Here is a 16283-nt window from a genome sequence, read left to right on the forward strand (position 1 = left end):
GCACTGGAGCTCCCGTGGGCGCTAGCGGTTGGAACTCACCGGGGGGTGTGGCGTTGAGCTTCTCGTAAACGCGTCGCCCGACCGCCATCGGTTCGTTCAAACAGCTCGTTGAACCATTCCACGTGAGCGATACGCGCGGCTCGTTGCGTGACACGAGCACCAGCGATGTATCGCTTTCCCTGATACACGGTGCCAAAGCGGACTCCGGAGCCAATTCGGCGCAACCCCACCAATTGCGGGGGACCTCCTGAATACGGGTCCGTTCCCTGTGCTAATGCTTCAGTGAATGCGCTGTAGACAGCTCGGCTCGTTCCACCTTGGGCGCTTTCCTTCCATAAGGTCTCCGCATTGCGAACTTCGCTGGCGCCACTCCCTGCTATATGTAGACGCGCCGAGGACCGAGGCATTTCGATTTCTCGGATGTCCCAGGTTGTAGTAGCGGCTTCGAATGTCACGACGGCCAGCTCGAAGACTGCATCCATGTTGTCTCGTCGTCGGGTGGCCATGACGATTCCGAAGTCCTTGTGCTCTCGTTGTGGATAGTCGGTCCACAGGCGCCGGATGCTGTTTGTAATATCGCCAAAGGCCGAACCGCGCCGTCGCATAACGCCCGCCCCGAGCTGATCTACGACTGTTGGCAAAGCCATCGAAGGGAAAAGCACGTCTCCCCAGTAACCGAAGATGTTTGGGGTACTGGGAGCAGCGAATGTCTTGCTCCCCTGGTTCCAACGGTGGGAGTTGCCCCAGGAGATGCGGCTGTCGCTAGCTATGTAAACCGAAGAAACGCTGCGCTGATCTACTCCGGCCCATGCAATGATCGTGGTCACGGGCTCACCCTCCCCAAAAGCCCGGGGCGCCGACCAGGCCGGCACCCCGAGGAAGACCTGAGTGCCCCCGCAAGCGGGGGCAGTGACACCTAGTACCGCCTCGATGGTGGCGGTCTCAGGATTCGCGTCCCTGGAAGAGCTATGAACCTCGTCCAAGGTATTGCCACGTGACAACACCCTTTAACATACCGTGGTTTTTCAAGACGCTAGGCCACGCCGCTCACCTGTCTCATAACTAAGGATGAGTACTCGATTTTTGCTTCGAGGTTATGAGACATAGTTACGAGAATTGCCCGTGTCATCGCGCGTCCAAGCCTCCGCAGCAAATCGGCGACTGTACAGGTCAGACGTCTATTCCCCCGGTGAGGCGTCTCGTATCCCAAGGGTTTTGAGACGGCCTAGAGTCAACTGGTCGGGAGCTTCACCGGAGCTGTAGCCCGGGCAGGTCCGACGGCGCCAGACCAAAAACATTCTTTTCGTAATGCCCCGGGGGCGGCGGATCCCTGGCCGGATCTAGCTCCTGGCACCTACCGCTTCCGCTACGCGGCAAAGGGAATGGACTCTGCCCGTGCAGTCGACACAATCGTTGAAACGGAGGAGCCAATCGACACCTATCAGCTCAGCATGTGGCCCTCTAAGAGCGACGTGCCCGACCGTGTGGTTCGCCAGGAGAGCCACACCGCAACGTACTGGAATGGCTGGGCCAACTCGCTTCACCCCACAAGTTGAAGGCAGCTGGGCGGGGATGGTTCTTACCGGCAGCGCCCAAGCCAAAGCCGCCACCTACAGCTACGACTCCTGGGGAGAGACGACAGGCACCACCGGACCAAAGCAGCCACCAACCCCTGGACCTACGCCGACGGCTACAACGACACCACCAGTAACCGCATCAAATCCGCAAAATCCCTTTGGCACGATAGTTAACTACCTTGAAGCTAAGAAGCGATGACCGCGTTCCGAAAGAAACATAAAGCGCTGCACGCATGTTTTCTGCCAATCGCTTTACTAATTCCTAGAAATTTGTAAGGATGCATCAGCATTCCGCTGGGGAGTGCGCATATGGGGAGAAAATGAAAACACGAGCACTCACTACGGCCGCGGTCTTGGCCATATCACTGTTAGTACCGGTTAATGTTGCTCTGGCTTCGGACGAAAACGCCAGTGGTGATACGCCAAACGTCCAGGAGAATATTGCGACGTCAGAAGATTCGGCGAATGCGTTGGCGGGCATCGTAAGCACAGCAACAGCTCCCGAGCTCCAGGCCGATGAAGTGCCAGCAGCCGAGGCGGGTGACGGTTCGTTCGTCACATCAGGACAGATTGAAGTCACCATCCCGCTCGACGCCACCGAGCCTGTGGAATCTACCTTTGCCACTCCTGAGGGAGAGCTTACGATCACCGTGGGAACGGGCGCAGCCACTGAGAGCAGTGGGGTCCTAGCTGCTGACGGAAGCGTGGTCTACGAGTCCGCTGGCGATACCTCACACACGGTGCAGGCGACCACTGAGGGCTTCCGCATTCACGCGATCTTGGAAGATAGCACTGCTGCCACCGAAATCACTCACGACCTGAACCTGCCAGAAGGCGCGAAATTGGTAGCAGCAGCAGATATGCCGCAGACCGATGACGCTCCGGCGCAGGCAGGAGCTGTTTTCGTCGTCGACGGCACCGGGACAACCATTGGTGCTTTCATGTCTGCCTGGGCAAATGACGCGAACGGGAATGACGTTCCCACGCGCTACGAGATCAGGAACGGAAACCTCGTACAGACAGTCGATCACCACTCGGCGGGGGTCGCATACCCTGTCGTGGCCGACCCACAGTTCGGGTGGGTTGGCTGGTTCCCTGTCCTCAAGTTCAACCGGTACGAGACATCAGTGTCCACTGTCGCCTCGGGTGTCCTCAAAGTATGCAGCTGGGCAGGCAAATGGTCACCGGTGTCCCTCTGGGCTTGTGCCATCTCGGCTGTTCAGATCTCTGCCCAGGCAGTCGTTGCTAACTGGAGAAGGGAATGTATCCAGATTGCCCCGGCGCCCATCGGCGCCATGGCCTTCCGATACACTGGCGGATACTGCCGTTAATTCCCTTGGAGGGACTGCATGTTGAACTACTTTCGCGAGCGGCAAGAAGCCTTGGGAGCTACTCCCGGTCGGCGGATCTATAACTACGCGTCCGGCGCCGTAATCCTCGTTGTCATGGCATTGGTTTTCTCGGGGCTCCTTCCTTTGTGGGCTTTCTGGATTGCCTTTCCTGCGTCTCTTGTTCTCGACTTCTTCCTGACCAGAAACTGGATTAGAGAAGATGCTTTAAGAGCTCATCGGGCGAACCACGCAGGTTAAATTTGTCGGTGCTGAAGGCTTGAGTCGCAACTGAAGAAAAGCTTCAAGGCTGGCCGTTTTCCAATGGCCAGCCTTGGAGCTTTTTCGTTCCGTTATCAGGCCGATCGGAGAGGACAACAACAAGCCCGCACCGTAACTCGATGGCTCGTTGTGGGCGGCCTACTTTATGCGTGCAGATAGCGATCCCCGTAGGCAGACCGCCCCTGAGTCTGTCCGGTCTGGCTTGTCTCTTAACTTAAGCGCCTCAAATCCCTAGGAATGAGCGACGTTTTCATCTGGCAGAGCTTCGGCCGGTTGGCCGGAACTATCGCCTCGCTCCGACGACTTCACTGGTTTCCGCGGCCAGATGCTATAGCTGGTTGCCCGAACAAACTCGATCGCGACAATGACGCCCAAAACGGCGTACCACGCGGTGAGCGCTTGCGTGCGGGATGAGTTACCTACCCACCATGTGATTGCTGCGATGATTCCTGCCGCGATAACCGCAGCGGCCATCGTCCGGCCAAGGTCGGCCCAACACTGTTTTGTGTACTCTGACCCGGTCGGCTTGGCCGGTAAGGATCCTCCGGAGAAGCGGTGGGTGAAGCGCGTGTCTGCCCACGTAATGATGCGGTGGCCGTAGGCTACAGAGAACCCGATATAGAGCGCCGCCAGCCCGTGGTGCCAGGATGCCGTGGCACCCGTTGCTAAGTGAGCGGTGACGGCGCCTAAGAGCACAATGTCGATGAGTGGCGCACTTACCAGAAGGGCTGTGCCCAGGCGTCGGGAACCCATTAGGTACCGGGCGGCCAGTCCGGCCAGGACAACTAGCCAGAATCCGATCTCGCAAGCAAGGATTACAGCAAGGATCACGAAGTGCTCCGTTCGATCAACACACCTATGGCTGTACTGACAGAAAGTGATGGACGGTTCAGGGCGCTGCCCCCTCAGGCTGTTGTGTCCCCGATGCTAGGGCTCAGTACCCCATGCCCGGGGGCCGCTTCCCAATACAGCGCTCTAAACAGCAAGGCATGTGCCGGCCAAGCAGAATGCGTTGACGGTGGCATTGAGATTCCGGTGATAGCCGAGCCCTTCTCCTATCCGACGAGATGTGTCTCGTAACCCTAATGACTCGAAACGCTAGGGTATCGAGACAACCTGGCCGGTCCAAGGGAGCGCGACAAATAGCGCCGCCAAAACACCGCCATTTACCGCTGAAAGTCACAGTTCGAAACGTGAACGAGATCCCCCGACTCAAAGGGCTGAAGCGTCAGAGAGTATCTGCCGCCAGCGTCACCGGTTCAGTGGTCCCAAAACCACCACTCCCGCCAAGCTGGGTATGGCACCGCCCGTGAACCGATCCCTCTCTGCACCAATGCCCAACGCACAGTCTGGTCCCTATTACTCGCCCGCACCTCTGAAGGTGCTCCTACACACCTGCAAGTTGCGGACCGCGCGGCCGAGATCTTGACGTCACACTTGCATTTTGCAAGTATGAGCAGCATGAGCCTCTTCATCACCTGCCCGGTCGAAAGCGTCGAGCGCGCGACCGCCTTCTACACCGCCCTGGGCTGGACCCTCAACCCGGAAATGTCCGATCACAACGTGTCATGCTTCGCGATCGCGCCCGAGCAGTACGTCATGCTCGGCAGCCGCGAGATGTATGCGACCGTAGGGGGCGCCGAGGAGCTGGTCGGCGGACCCGATACGCCTTCGAAGGTCACGGTCTCGTTCGACCTCGGCAGCCGTCAGGCGGTCGATGAGCTCGTCGAGCGCGCCGGTGCCGCCGGCGGGCGGATCGGTGATATCGACGACTACCCCTTCATGTATCAGCGCCAGTTCGACGACCCTGACGGCTACCATTACTCGCCGTTTTGGATGAAACCGGACGCCGATCCGACCGAGTGAGCGACCTCGCCGCGGCCCTCGATATCGTGGGAGCACGGTGGGCCTTGCTCATCGTGGAGCGGCTGCTGGACGGGCCGCAGCGCTACGGCGATCTGCAGCGCGACCTCGGAGTGCCGACGAACATTCTCGCGACCCGCCTGCGCGAGCTCGAAGCGGCCGGGGTACTGTCCCGTCTGCCGCTACGGCACAACACCCGGGCCTATGCGCTGACCGATCGCGGGCTTGCCTTGCGTGAGGCGATCATCGCGCTAGGACGCTGGGGCAGGAATGAGACCTAGGCGTGGCGCGGAATCGCGATACGCCCGTTTACTGGTTGGAGCGCAGCCGAACGGAACCCCGGGGCCCTTGAGAACGGGGGTGCGCCCACTGGCCGGCGATTTCCAGGGCCGCCAAGCCGGCCCCCGCACGACCGCGCGTGGCAGGATTGCCTCTGTGACGAGCAGAAGCCAGCGCCGCGCCCCCGATGCCGAGTGGGTGCTGATGTACCGGAAGGGGCTCACGCCGGCTCGGATCGCCGGACTGGTGAAGGCCTCGCCCAGCCTGGTCACCTATCACCTCTCCATCGCCAGGGAACAGGACTCGGAACTGCGGGGAGCCCACGACGCGGCAGCCGGGGAACCGCGGGCCCGGGTCACCGCCCGGACAGTACAGCAGATGAATGATCTCATCGCGATGGTTCAGGCCGAGGGCAGATACCCCTCCTCCCGTGCCGGCGAAGTAGCCGAGCGGGCGCTGGCCGCGTGGCTGCAGCGCCGCCGCCGGGACGCCGCTGAAGGACGCCTTGCCCCGGCGGTCCGGGATGGGCTGGCGTGCCTGCCCGGCTGGCAGGACGGCCAGCGCGCGGCCACCAACGAGGAACGCTGGCAGCAGCGGCTGGCCGAGCTCACCGCCTACCGGGCGGCGGGGCAGGACTGGCCCCGGCACAAGAACACCGTCACGGACACGGAACATGATCTGGGTGTCTGGCTGCACACCCAGCGGTACAAGCTGCGCCGCGGCGAGCTCGACCCGGCGAAGGAGACGGCCCTGAATGCGGCGGTGCCTGGCTGGTCCGCGGGCCGGACCCGCGGCAGGAAAGCCCGGCCCTCACCGGACAGCCACGGCGAGCCGGGTTTAGATTGATCCTGTGAACGATGAACTGGTGATCAGGCAGGTCTGGCCGGCCCCGCACGGGCATTCGGTGATCTCGCCGTATGAGGCATCGAAGGATTTCGAACAGGCCTGCTGGCAGGCCCATGAAGTCATCGCCGCCTCCCCCTCGGACCTGTTCTACACCTTCACTAGGGCCGGGCAGGAAGTCGTCCGCCTCATCGTCGTCGATCACCCGGACGTGGACCCCGGTTACGGGGTCCCGGACGCCGGCAGTGGGCTGGAGATCGATTTCATGGAAGTCGCCAGCGGGTACCGCCGCCAGGGTCTCGGCACACAGGCCATCGAGCTGCTGCGCCGGCAGCATCCCGACAGGACTATGTTCGCCCGGCCGCCTGAAAGCGAGGACGCCTTCTGGCAGTCCCTGGGCTGGGACCACGTACGCCATCAACAGAATGGCACCTATCCCCCGCTGTTCCTGAAGCGGTGACACCCGCGGCCGCTGTCGGGGTGGCGTGTCCGGGTTTGTGTCCATCGGGGGTCAGGTGGAGTCCTCCGCACAGCTCAAAGCTGGGCTTTTTCCAACCATCGTCGCAGGGCTCGATTTGAAGGTAATGCCTGACGGAACTAAGTGTCAGCTACCTGACTCCTCGTGACTCTCCTACTCAACGGGAGATCTATTATCAGTCCCGTCGGAGCCCGGCCGGCCCGTCAGGACAAGATCTCGATTTCATCCGCGGCGAAGAGATGGGCGCGGATACGGGCCAAGCCGGGAGGGAGATTCCGGTTCATCGACGCAACACGGCCTGGATCTCGCGACCCGATCGCGAAGGGAGTCGTGGGACACGTGCGGTGCCGCGGGGCATGACGAGCAGGGAGCGTCCGGTCAGTGGTGCCATCGCGGGGCCGCGGCCAAAGTTGGCGGTGTCGGCTAGAAGCGGACTTCGACTTCGAATTCGCTGGCGGCTTTTCCGGTCAGGGCGGCTGCCGCTGCTATGACGGCTCCCGGGATATCGCCAACGGTCCGGGCATGGGCCTGCAGGCCGGGGAGCTGTTCGACTTCGAGTTCAAGCCAGCCGTCCGCTGCCAGCCTGATGTGCGCTGTCAGTCTCACGTGCAGTCCTTTCCAATTTCAGGTCATCGGTACCGGTTGCGGGGTGATGATCGTGTTGGTGGCATTCATTAGTATTCCCGGTCCAGCGGGCCGGTCTCGGTGGCCGGGGCTGTCGAGGACGCGGTGCCGGTCAGGGTGGTGACGGCTGCGGTCGGGGCCCAGAGCATGGTCGAGGCGGTGGTGGCCGTTCGCACGCCATTTGCGCCGGACGCCGCGGTTCCGAGGGTGACGGTGATGACGGTGCGCGGAACACCGCCGAGGGTCACGGTGGCGGCGGTCATGGTGGCGTTGAAGGTGACGGTCTTGCGGCTCTTGGCATAGTTCTGTTTCAGGTTCACAGATCCGAGGTTCACCGAGCTGCCGGTCCGTTGGATGTCCACCGTATCCCCGCTGTTGCCGAGTCCCAGGAGGTTCCCGTCACGCAATCGCACGGTCACGGGCAGGGACGCCCCGGTCCAACCCGGTGACACCGTGGCGGTGGTGACCTGCTGGCTGTAGGTGAAGGTCATGCTGTCCCCGGTGCCGAGCCTGCCGGGAGTTCCGGTTCCATTGCCCGTCTGGATGTCAGTTCCACGCAGCGGGCTGTTATCGACCCGCCGTGCGGCGACGGTCGGGGAGACCGTCTCCCGTGCGGCGCCGTCGGTGAGAACGGCCCGGAAATCGTAGAGGCCATCGGCCACGGCCCGGGTGTCCCAGTTGCAGGTGTAGGGTGCGGCCACGACGGTGCAGCCGGTGGTCCAGGTCGTGGTTCCCGCCGGGGCGGACTGGATTTTCACGGAGCTGACCCCGGCTGTGGAGTTCGCGGCCGCGGTCAGCGGCACCGTCCCCGTTAGGTAGTCTCCAGGATCCTCGACCGAGACCGAAGCTATTGTGTTGTCGATGACTCGGTTCGCCACCGTGGCCGAGGTGGTGCTGATCCCGGCCTCGTCGGTCGCTACCGCCCGGAAGCTATAAGTTCCGCCAGGGAGCGTGGTGGTGTCGTACCGGCAGGAGTACGGTGTCGTGGCGATTGTGCAGAGGGTGGACCAGGTTCCGGTGCGGGAGTACTGGATCTGTGTCTGGGCAATTCCGGAGTGCGCGTCGGCAGCGGTCGCGGCGAAGGTCCGGGTGCCGGCCAGCGGGGTGCCCGGATCGGTCATTGTGACCGTGGGTGCCAGGTTGTCCACCAGGATGTCCGGCAGCGCGGCGGAGTAGGTGCTGGTCGTGCCGGCAGTCGCGACGGCGCGCAGGTCGTAGTAGTCGTTGGCGAACAGGGCCGTTGTCCAGGTGCAGTTGTAAGGGCTGAGCAGGCTGGAGCAGAGGGTTTTCCAGTTGTTCGCCCCGGCCAGGGAATACTCAACCCTGACCGTGTACAGGGCTGCCCCGGGGTTGTAGAGGGTGGTGGAGAGGTTGACGGTGCCGCGCTGGATTTCGCCCGGATCAGCCAGGATTACCAGGAGGCTGTTGGCAACGATGGTGTCCACCGGGGACGAGGTCGTGGTGTGGCCGGCCCTGTCGGCGGCGACGGCCCGGAGACTGTACGGGCCGTCGGTGACGGTTTTCGTGTTCCAGCCGCAGGAGTAGGGTGCGGCCGCTGCGGTGCAGATCGTTGTCCAGGCCGACCCGCCGGCCGGCAGGTACTGAATCGCAACGTCGCGGATGCCGGTTTCGGCGTCCGCGGCAGTCGCTGTGAGGACAGTGGCGTCCTTCACGGTCGTTCCCGGGCTGGCCAGGGCCACGGTGGGCGGTGCCCAGTCCACCGGGGTGCTGAACGTGTTCGCGGCGTTGGCCGTGGAGGCGGTGTACGCAGCGGACGAAAAAGCGGCCGCACCGGCGATCACGAGCACGGTCAGTGCCGCCGTCACGCCCAGGGCGGCGGCGGCCCGCAGGCCGCGCCTGGGCGGCGGAGGTCCGCCCTCCGGCCCGTCATCGGGCCCATCGCCGTCGTCATTGCCCTCGGCGGCGGAGGGCGGGCGTGGGCCGCAGACGGCGCAGATCAGGGAAATCAGTGAAATGACGGCCCAGAGAGTCAAGGCCGGGAGGTTTCCGCTGCCCAGCCACAGGCCGGGGAGCCCGACGTTCGGGACCAGAAGGCGGGCCTGGCCGGTGATCCGGGCCCGCTCCAGCGGAGTGCTGTCGACCACCTTGTTGGCGTCTCCGGCCGTGACGAACGTGCCATCCGGGTTCTCAGCCACGATCCGGTGCAGCCGAGTCTTTTCCACCCCGCCGGGCTCGGCTTCGGCGGGGCTGGTGAACTCCACCACCCCGCCCACCGGGACCTTCTGGGCGGCACTGAAGCCGGACGCGAGGACGACGTCGCCGGCACTGATGTGCGGTTCCATGGACCCGCTCTGGACCACGGTGCCGTGCCAGCCCAGCAGCGCAGGAAGTACCGCGAAAAGGGCAAGGCTGAACAGCACGCCCAGATACAGCCGCGACGCAAGGGACGCCAGGAACAGCGCCCAGCCGTCAGCGGAAAACAGCGGGCCCCACCGGGAGGAAACCCGGGCGGACCCGGATTCCTCCCGGTTCACAGTTATTGCTGCCGCTGCCCCGGGCTACGGTGCGGTGGGGGACTCGTCCGACTGGAGCTCCCACACCAGGTCGATGCCCACCCGGGCGCCCTGCAGGGCGTTAATGTCCTCCTGGTTCAAACCGGTCGTGTCAAAGCGCCAGGTCCCTCGGTAGCTCTGTGTTTCACCCGGGGTGCCGGCGGTCTGCCAGGACGCGCCGCCGGTGGCGAAGTTCCGGTTGACCGTGGCCAGGGTGGAGATGGGCAGCTCCGGGACGGTGTTGACCGTCGGGGTGAAACCGGTGCAGTCGTTGAAGGAACCGCCCGTGCCCTGCTCCAGGTCAAAGAAGATCCTGTTCTCCAACCCCTTGGAGCTGATCAGGTTCTGTGTGTAGGCCCGAACCTCGCCCGGGACGTTGGACTGGGAGGTCACCACGATGCACTTCTGGCCCGTCTGGCCGGGGACGATGTTCTCCACGGTGAACGCGGCAGCGCCCAGGTCATCGTCCGTCAGGGTGACGTTACCGGTGCTCCAGGAGCTGCCGGCGTTGCGCGTGGATGCCGTGAATGCGGCCTGGGATCCCTGCCAGACCATGCCGCCGGCGATCAGAAGGGCCAGAGGAGCGGCGCCGAAGGCCGCCATCTTGCGGGTGCGAGGAGAGGGGATTTTCATGGCTGAGACCTTTGATTGAGACCGGAAGGTGGATACTTCATCTTCGCCCGGTCCGCCAGATGGACCCCCAAATTCCATCCGCCCCCGCGCGCTGACAAGACCAGCATAGGCCCAGCGACATCCCTCATTTACAGACAGGCATAAACGACATGACTGGACTGTGAATAATGTGACCTAAATTGACACCGGAGCCGGGCCGCTGAGCGGGTGCCTTGAATGTCCGGGCCAGGGTCTACACTGATTGAATCGAACATATATTCGAATAAAGGTGTGTTGTGGGCGTTATTATCGGTCCCCGCGTGATAGAGGCGGGCGTGTCGTTGTTGTCGGTGCTGGTCTCTCCGGTACCCGTTGCGGCGGGTTTCCCGTCGCCGGCGCAGGACTACTTTGATGGCCGGATCGACCTGAACGAGCATCTGATCAAGGACATCACCAGCACCTATGTGGTGCGCGTGTCCGGGGAATCGATGGAAGGCGCCGGGATCAGCGACGGCGATGAGCTGATCGTGAACCGGGCCATGGAACCGGTGGACGGGTCCGTCGTTGTTGCTGTCCTGGACGGGGAGCTGACGATCAAGCGGCTGCGGATCACGGCCACCGGCGTCGTACTGCAAGCGGAGAACCCGGCCTACCCGGACATCCGCGTCCCGGCCCTGAGCGACCTCGTTATCTGGGGTGTGGCCACCCGATGCCTTCATTACGTTTAGGGCGAGGCCATGTCTAAGCCAGCTGTGATGCGGCGGATGCCGCAGATCGCGCACGTGGACGTGAACTGCTTCTACGCCTCGGCGGAGCGGGCGTTCAACCCGTCACTGGAGGGCAGGCCCGTGATTGTCCTGTCCAACAATGACGGCTGCGCCGTCACCCGCTCCCCCGAGGCCAAGGCCCTGGGCATCCCGATGGGTGAGCCGTGGTTCAAACTCGCCCCGCGGGCCAAGGAATGGGGGCTCGTGGCCCTGTCGAGCAACTACGAGCTCTACGGCGACATCAGCGCCCGGGTGATGGAGCTGCTGGGCCGGTACTCGGCCTGGCTGGAGGTCTACAGCATCGACGAAGCTTTCCTCGGCGTTAAAGGCACCCCGGCCGAGCTTCTGGCTCTGGGCCGGTCGATGAAGGCTGCCGTGCGGCGGAACGTCGGGGTTCCGGTCTGTGTCGGGATCGCGGCCACGAAGACGCTGGGAAAGCTGGCGAACAAATGGGCGAAGAACAACCCGGCGTTCGGCGGGGTCTGCCACTGGGGCTCCGTCCCATTGCCCGAACAGGAGGGGTTGATGGGGCGCCTGTCCGTGGCGGAGATCTGGGGTGTCGCGACCCGGCTGACCAAACGCCTGAACGCGATGGGCATCTTTTCGATCCTTGACCTGTCCCGGGCCGATCCGGTGATGATCCGGGACCGGTTCTCCGTGGTCATGATGCGCACCGTCCTGGAACTGCAGGGCACGCCCTGCATTCCGATGGAGGAAGAAAGGATCGGGCGGGATCAGCTGATCTTCTCCCGTTCCTTCGCCACACCGATCACCACCGCGGCCGGGATGCGGCAGGTTTTGAGCGTGTACGGGCAGCAGGCCTCGGCCCGGCTGGCCAAACACGACCTGCAGGCCAAAGTTCTCACCGCGTTCGCCGGCACCTCCCACTTCAACCCGAAAGACACCTCCTACCCCTCCGTGTGCATCCCGCTGCCGATGCCCACCGCGGACCCGGTGATCCTGACCAAGGCAGCCCACGCACTGCTGCCCATGATCAATGAGGGAAGCCGCTACGCCCGGGCCGGGATCATGGTCACCGACCTGCGGCCCACCGGCAACCAGGCACCGCTGTCCCTGTTTGAGAATCCGCATGAGGAACGCCGCGTCGGAACACTCCTCGAGGAAGTGACCCGCCGGTACGGGCGCGGCTCGATCGGACTCGGCTACGCCGGAATAAAGGGCGGTCTGGACTGGAGCATGAAACGGGACATGCTCTCCCCCCGCTACACCACCCACTGGGACGAACTGCCCCTCGTCAAAGCCGCCTAAACCACCACACCACCCGCACGACCGCACCACGAAAGAACACAGTCATGACCCTCACACCCGAAGCCCCCAGCCGCACTACCCTGGTCGTACACGTCCGCCTAGACACGGCAGGCAAGCCCCTCGCCGTCCGGCACGACGGACGGATCTGGATCGTCGATCCCGACACGGAGTCCCAGCACTGGTTCGCCCGCGACTCCTGGTGGGACACCCGGCGCACCGCCGCAGTCGGCAGCGGGGATCTGGTCAGCGTCGAATACTGGCGCGTCCAGGTCCTTGGCTCCCACTCGGCGCTGCGGACGTTCACGCTGCGCCGGGAACCGCTTGCTACGCAGTGGCTCCTGGAGTCCATCGATGACGGTTGCTGAATGCCCTCGACTGTGACGCCCGGACAGATCAGTGATCAGACCTGGGAAGAGATCAGGACAGAATTCACGCTGCCGCGCCTAGAACAGGTTCACCGCCGGCTCTCCGAGCTCACGGAAGACCCTGAACCGCTAATGCAGCAGCTCGTCCGCGTCTTCATCGACGACGGCACCTTCTGCCCGGGATTCCAGTTCCTCGCCGGCGGTTCGCTTCACCCGACCGTCGTCGGGCTGTTCCAGCGCGCGATGGAACTGAACGTCCCGCACAACTACTTCACGGTCTGGATGGTCACTCCGTCCAGGGATCTGGGAGGAGGCCGCCCTGTTGATCTCCTCAGGAACAGGGCCGGTCCTTTGCCGCATGCCCTGGACGCCTTCGGTGCACGGTTGGCCCGAAAACCTTGACCGGGCCGCTCGTGGAGTCCTTCACCGACGGATTGCGGACCAATATGATGATCCGGTGAAGATTACGGGAACCATCGAAGATCCCTCCGGCGCGCACGAGCGCGTAGACGCCGAAGGGGCCAGCTACGTGCAAGCGCGGCAGGCACCGGACGCGAAGGTGCCGGAGGGCCACAAGCTGATCGCGATCCGGACCAACTAGCTGCCTTCCGCTTCCTCTGGCCGGCGGACGCGTAGCGTTAGGCCATGGGACTCATCTACGACAATCCGCGGCTGGCCGCTCTGACGCTCACACGCATCGCGGCTGAGGAATCCGAAGGCCCCAACGAACTGACCGGCCGCATCCATGCGGTCCTACTTGACCTTGTGCAGCGCAACGGCCCTTCATACCTCGCAGAGCTCATCGTCGCCTTGGCCCGGTCCGGGTTCATCGCCTTCGATGAGTTAGCCAGGGTCACCGGGAACAGTACCGCGGAGCTGCTGGACGCGGTGGAACTCGAAGCATTCGAAGGCCTCGCTGACGACGGCTAAGCCAGGGCCGGCGCCGGGCTGCCGGCGGGATTGGCCCCGCCGGTGAAAGTCGCCCTCGCCCGGGTTGTCACGAAAATGCCCCGGACCACAACACAGACCGGAAACCTGAGCTACGAACCCAAATGGGACGGTTACCGCTGCATCTGCATCCGGGACGATAACGGGGCCATATTGTGGTCCCGGCAGGGCAAGGACCTGACCCGGTATTCTGTTGGCGTGAAGCGCCGTCGTACTGACCTTTGCCCTGGTGAGACTCCAGTTATCAGTGCGCGACAGTGCCGCTCACTTGATTCACGAAGCCAAACGGTTGAAAGTGCATGAGCTTCCGGCGCATGCATTCGTATCTCGTCAGTGGTCGATGGCGGTCAGCTGTTCTCGAGTGCCCTCTATGCCCCACGTCGTCTCGACAGCGGTGCATCCCATGACTGCTCCGAAATGAGCCTCCGGCCGCGCAGGCACTCACAATCAAGGGCGCATCCGCACGCAGGTCCCTCAAAGGGTGGATCGTCAGGGCGTGGATAGCGCGTCGTGCACGGGATACAAATAGGGTTAGCCCCAGAAAGAAGGACATCGTGATTGATCGCGAAGGTTTGGCCGCGTTCCTTCGTCACAGACGCGAGTCGCTGCAGCCCGAGGACGTTGGACTCTTCCGTGGTCAGCGGAGGCGGACGAATGGTCTTCGTCGTGAAGAAGTGGCGGCACTGTGCCACATGTCGACCGACTACTACGCGCGTCTGGAGCGCGGTACGGGCCCGCACCCCTCAGAGCAAATGATCGCCTCCATCGCTCAGGGCCTGCACCTGACCCTGGGTGAGCGCGACCATATCTTCCGCCTCGCGGGACACAGCCCGCCAGTACGAGGAGCGGCCAGTAACTTCGTGGGTCCCGGGTTGCTCCGGATCCTTGACCGCCTCCCTGATACGCCCGCCGAAATAGTTACTGAGGTAGGAGAGACCCTGCGCCAAACCCCACTGGGGATGGCCCTTCTCGGTGACGCTTCGGCGCGCACTGGTCCGGGTCGGAGCATCGGTTACCGGTGGTTCACCGAGCCGGCAGCCAGGGACCCGTATTCGCCAGAGGAGCGTGAGCAACTATCGCGGGTCTACGCCTCAGGGCTGCGCCAGCTCATCGCCCTGAGGGGGCCGAACTCGCGGGCCGCTGAGCTAGCAGCATTGCTGCAGGACAACGAGGATTTCCGCCGTGCCTGGGACGCCCAGGAGGTCGGCTTGCATCCGCCGGAGATCAAGCGTTTCATCCACCCATCGGTCGGACGCCTGGAACTGCATTGCCAGACACTGCTCGATCCTGATCAGTCGCATCGACTGCTGGTCTACACGGCCGTGCCCGGAAGTGACAGCAACGAGAAGCTACAACTCCTCACCGTCATCGGCACGCATACCACCGTCTCCTGAATCGCCCCCTGAATCCTTCAGGGAGCCGCGCCCCGCAGCACAGGTGACTTCGCCAGCCATGGATTGACAGGTCCTGGATGCGCCAGAGCAAGCAGGGGATCATGGTGACAACCACCAATCAGGTGTTGCGAAGGAAAAACCAACCAAAGGAACTTCTCGTGGCACATGTCTACGACCTCGACGTACCCGACCTGACCGGACGAATCGCCATCGTCACCGGTGCAAGCGACGGCATCGGCACCGTCATCGCTACCCGCCTGGCGCAGGCTGGTGCGGAGGTCGTCCTGCCTGTCCGGTCCAAACAGAAGGGCGACGCCGCAGTGCAGCTCATCCGCGCCGCCGTCGCTGGCGCGAAGGTGACTATCCGCTCACTAGATCTGTCCTCACTGGAATCCGTGGCCGCCCTGGGGGCCACGCTGATGTCTGAAGGACGTCCGATCAACATCCTCATCAACAACGCCGGCGTCATGCGCCCGCCGACACGTCAGGTCACCCGAGACGGTTTCGAGCTGCAATGGGGCACCAATCACCTCGGCCACTTCGCACTCACCCTGAACCTACTGCCGCTCCTGCGTGAGGGCCGGGCACGCGTCACACACCAAACCAGCGTCGCCGCGCGTAATGGCTCGATGAATTGGGAGGACTTGAACTACGAGCAGAGCTACGACGTCATGAAGGCATACACCGGGTCGAAGATCGCCGTGGGCTTGTTCGCACGGGAACTCGACGCACGAAGCCGCTCCAACGGATGGGGCATCAGCAGTAACATCTCACACCCCGGCATCTCGCCCACCAACCTGCTCGCGGCGCAGCCGGCAATGGGCCGCGATCGCATGCCTCCAGAGCGTCGCCTCATCGGCTTCCTCTCCCAGATCGGCCTCGCGGGCACCCCGCAGAGCGCCGCGTTGCCCGCACTCATGGCCGCAACAGATCCCGAATACGGCGGAGATCATTTCTTCGGACCGAAACGCACCGTCGGCGGCCCACCCGCAGTAAAAGAACTATGGGCCCCCCTACGTGACATGGACGACGCACACCGTATATGGGAGGTATCCGAGCACCTCGTAGGAATGCGGGCAACCCTCTGACCACGCGTGCCACACCACACCCGAGGGCCTGACAACGCCCCTCAATCAGGTCG

Annotated in this window: 18 protein-coding genes; 14 read left to right on the forward strand and 4 right to left on the reverse strand. The window is 63.4% G+C overall.

What is annotated here, in order from left to right; all coding sequences use genetic code 11:
• Nucleotides 1–35 precede the first annotated feature (35 nt).
• Complete coding sequence (locus J2805_RS18740; protein WP_309978928.1) at nucleotides 36–827, reverse strand: hypothetical protein; 792 nt, start codon at nucleotides 825–827, stop codon at nucleotides 36–38.
• 1070 nt (nucleotides 828–1897) lie between these two features.
• On the opposite strand from J2805_RS18740, the gene J2805_RS18745 reads away from it, so the two are divergent.
• The 5 genes from J2805_RS18745 (at nucleotide 1898) to J2805_RS18765 (ending at nucleotide 6632) form a co-directional block, all read left to right on the forward strand.
• Nucleotides 1898–2908, forward strand: coding sequence for a hypothetical protein (locus J2805_RS18745; protein ID WP_309978929.1), 1011 nt, complete (start codon nucleotides 1898–1900; stop codon nucleotides 2906–2908).
• Between the two features lie 1740 nt (nucleotides 2909–4648).
• Nucleotides 4649–5053 carry a VOC family protein gene (locus J2805_RS18750; protein WP_309978931.1) on the forward strand — a complete coding sequence of 135 codons (405 nt, stop codon included), beginning with the start codon at nucleotides 4649–4651 and terminating at the stop codon, nucleotides 5051–5053.
• Nucleotides 5050–5331: a winged helix-turn-helix transcriptional regulator gene (locus tag J2805_RS18755; RefSeq protein ID WP_309978933.1), complete on the forward strand. Its 282-nt coding sequence runs from the start codon at nucleotides 5050–5052 to the stop codon at nucleotides 5329–5331. Before J2805_RS18750 ends, J2805_RS18755 begins: the two co-directional genes overlap by 4 nt.
• Before the next feature lie 154 nt (nucleotides 5332–5485).
• Nucleotides 5486–6175, forward strand: coding sequence for a helicase associated domain-containing protein (locus tag J2805_RS18760; protein WP_309978935.1), 690 nt, complete (start codon nucleotides 5486–5488; stop codon nucleotides 6173–6175).
• A gap of 4 nt (nucleotides 6176–6179) precedes the next feature.
• A complete protein-coding gene (locus J2805_RS18765) occupies nucleotides 6180–6632 on the forward strand; it encodes a GNAT family N-acetyltransferase (RefSeq protein WP_309978937.1) in 453 nt (150 codons plus the stop codon).
• 441 nt (nucleotides 6633–7073) lie between these two features.
• Here J2805_RS18765 and J2805_RS18770 read toward each other — a convergent pair whose 3' ends face one another.
• The 3 genes from J2805_RS18770 to J2805_RS18780 all read right to left on the reverse strand — a co-directional run bounded on the left by J2805_RS18770 (nucleotide 7074) and on the right by J2805_RS18780 (nucleotide 10420).
• The gene (locus J2805_RS18770; RefSeq protein WP_309978938.1) at nucleotides 7074–7256 is read right to left on the reverse strand and encodes a hypothetical protein; all 183 of its coding nucleotides are present in this window, start codon (nucleotides 7254–7256) and stop codon (nucleotides 7074–7076) included.
• Nucleotides 7257–7324: 68 nt separating this feature from the next.
• Nucleotides 7325–9769: a S26 family signal peptidase gene (locus J2805_RS18775; protein WP_309978940.1), complete on the reverse strand. Its 2445-nt coding sequence runs from the start codon at nucleotides 9767–9769 to the stop codon at nucleotides 7325–7327.
• A gap of 24 nt (nucleotides 9770–9793) precedes the next feature.
• Nucleotides 9794–10420: a hypothetical protein gene (locus tag J2805_RS18780; RefSeq protein WP_309978943.1), complete on the reverse strand. Its 627-nt coding sequence runs from the start codon at nucleotides 10418–10420 to the stop codon at nucleotides 9794–9796.
• A gap of 275 nt (nucleotides 10421–10695) precedes the next feature.
• Between J2805_RS18780 and J2805_RS18785 the strand changes: the two genes are divergently transcribed.
• The 9 genes from J2805_RS18785 (at nucleotide 10696) to J2805_RS18820 (ending at nucleotide 16230) form a co-directional block, all read left to right on the forward strand.
• Nucleotides 10696–11127 carry a LexA family protein gene (locus J2805_RS18785; protein ID WP_309978944.1) on the forward strand — a complete coding sequence of 144 codons (432 nt, stop codon included), beginning with the start codon at nucleotides 10696–10698 and terminating at the stop codon, nucleotides 11125–11127.
• A 9-nt stretch (nucleotides 11128–11136) separates the two neighbouring features.
• Nucleotides 11137–12435, forward strand: coding sequence for a Y-family DNA polymerase (locus tag J2805_RS18790; RefSeq protein ID WP_309978946.1), 1299 nt, complete (start codon nucleotides 11137–11139; stop codon nucleotides 12433–12435).
• A 44-nt stretch (nucleotides 12436–12479) separates the two neighbouring features.
• Entirely contained in the window at nucleotides 12480–12800 is a 321-nt protein-coding gene (locus J2805_RS18795) for a hypothetical protein (RefSeq protein ID WP_309978948.1), read from the forward strand.
• Nucleotides 12801–13202, forward strand: a complete 402-nt coding sequence (locus tag J2805_RS18800; RefSeq protein ID WP_309978950.1) for a hypothetical protein — start codon at nucleotides 12801–12803, stop codon at nucleotides 13200–13202. It begins immediately after the preceding gene.
• A gap of 55 nt (nucleotides 13203–13257) precedes the next feature.
• Complete coding sequence (locus J2805_RS18805) at nucleotides 13258–13401, forward strand: hypothetical protein (protein ID WP_309978952.1); 144 nt, start codon at nucleotides 13258–13260, stop codon at nucleotides 13399–13401.
• A gap of 44 nt (nucleotides 13402–13445) precedes the next feature.
• Nucleotides 13446–13730 (forward strand): hypothetical protein, encoded by a 285-nt coding sequence (locus tag J2805_RS18810; protein ID WP_309978954.1) that lies wholly within the window; start codon nucleotides 13446–13448, stop codon nucleotides 13728–13730.
• Nucleotides 13731–13772: 42 nt separating this feature from the next.
• Nucleotides 13773–14051 carry an ATP-dependent DNA ligase gene (locus J2805_RS23970; protein ID WP_396134419.1) on the forward strand — a complete coding sequence of 93 codons (279 nt, stop codon included), beginning with the start codon at nucleotides 13773–13775 and terminating at the stop codon, nucleotides 14049–14051.
• Between the two features lie 251 nt (nucleotides 14052–14302).
• Nucleotides 14303–15142, forward strand: coding sequence for a helix-turn-helix transcriptional regulator (locus J2805_RS18815; RefSeq protein ID WP_309978956.1), 840 nt, complete (start codon nucleotides 14303–14305; stop codon nucleotides 15140–15142).
• A gap of 101 nt (nucleotides 15143–15243) precedes the next feature.
• Nucleotides 15244–16230, forward strand: coding sequence for an SDR family oxidoreductase (locus J2805_RS18820; protein WP_309978958.1), 987 nt, complete (start codon nucleotides 15244–15246; stop codon nucleotides 16228–16230).
• Nucleotides 16231–16283 lie beyond the last annotated feature (53 nt).

Source organism: Arthrobacter oryzae (assembly GCF_031454875.1).
Taxonomy (GTDB): domain Bacteria; phylum Actinomycetota; class Actinomycetes; order Actinomycetales; family Micrococcaceae; genus Arthrobacter; species Arthrobacter oryzae_D.

Bases quoted from the DNA above. Each gene is read 5' to 3' on its own strand.
- J2805_RS18820 (WP_309978958.1), top strand. From the start codon at position 15,244: ATGGTGACAACCACCAATCAGGTGTTGCGAAGGAAAAACCAACCAAAG.
- J2805_RS18810 (WP_309978954.1), top strand. From the start codon at position 13,446: ATGGGACTCATCTACGACAATCCGCGGCTGGCCGCTCTGACGCTCACA.
- J2805_RS18790 (WP_309978946.1), top strand. From the start codon at position 11,137: ATGTCTAAGCCAGCTGTGATGCGGCGGATGCCGCAGATCGCGCACGTG.
- J2805_RS18780 (WP_309978943.1), bottom strand. From the start codon at position 10,420: ATGAAAATCCCCTCTCCTCGCACCCGCAAGATGGCGGCCTTCGGCGCC.
- J2805_RS18745 (WP_309978929.1), top strand. From the start codon at position 1,898: ATGAAAACACGAGCACTCACTACGGCCGCGGTCTTGGCCATATCACTG.
- J2805_RS18800 (WP_309978950.1), top strand. From the start codon at position 12,801: ATGCCCTCGACTGTGACGCCCGGACAGATCAGTGATCAGACCTGGGAA.
- J2805_RS18795 (WP_309978948.1), top strand. From the start codon at position 12,480: ATGACCCTCACACCCGAAGCCCCCAGCCGCACTACCCTGGTCGTACAC.
- J2805_RS18750 (WP_309978931.1), top strand. From the start codon at position 4,649: ATGAGCCTCTTCATCACCTGCCCGGTCGAAAGCGTCGAGCGCGCGACC.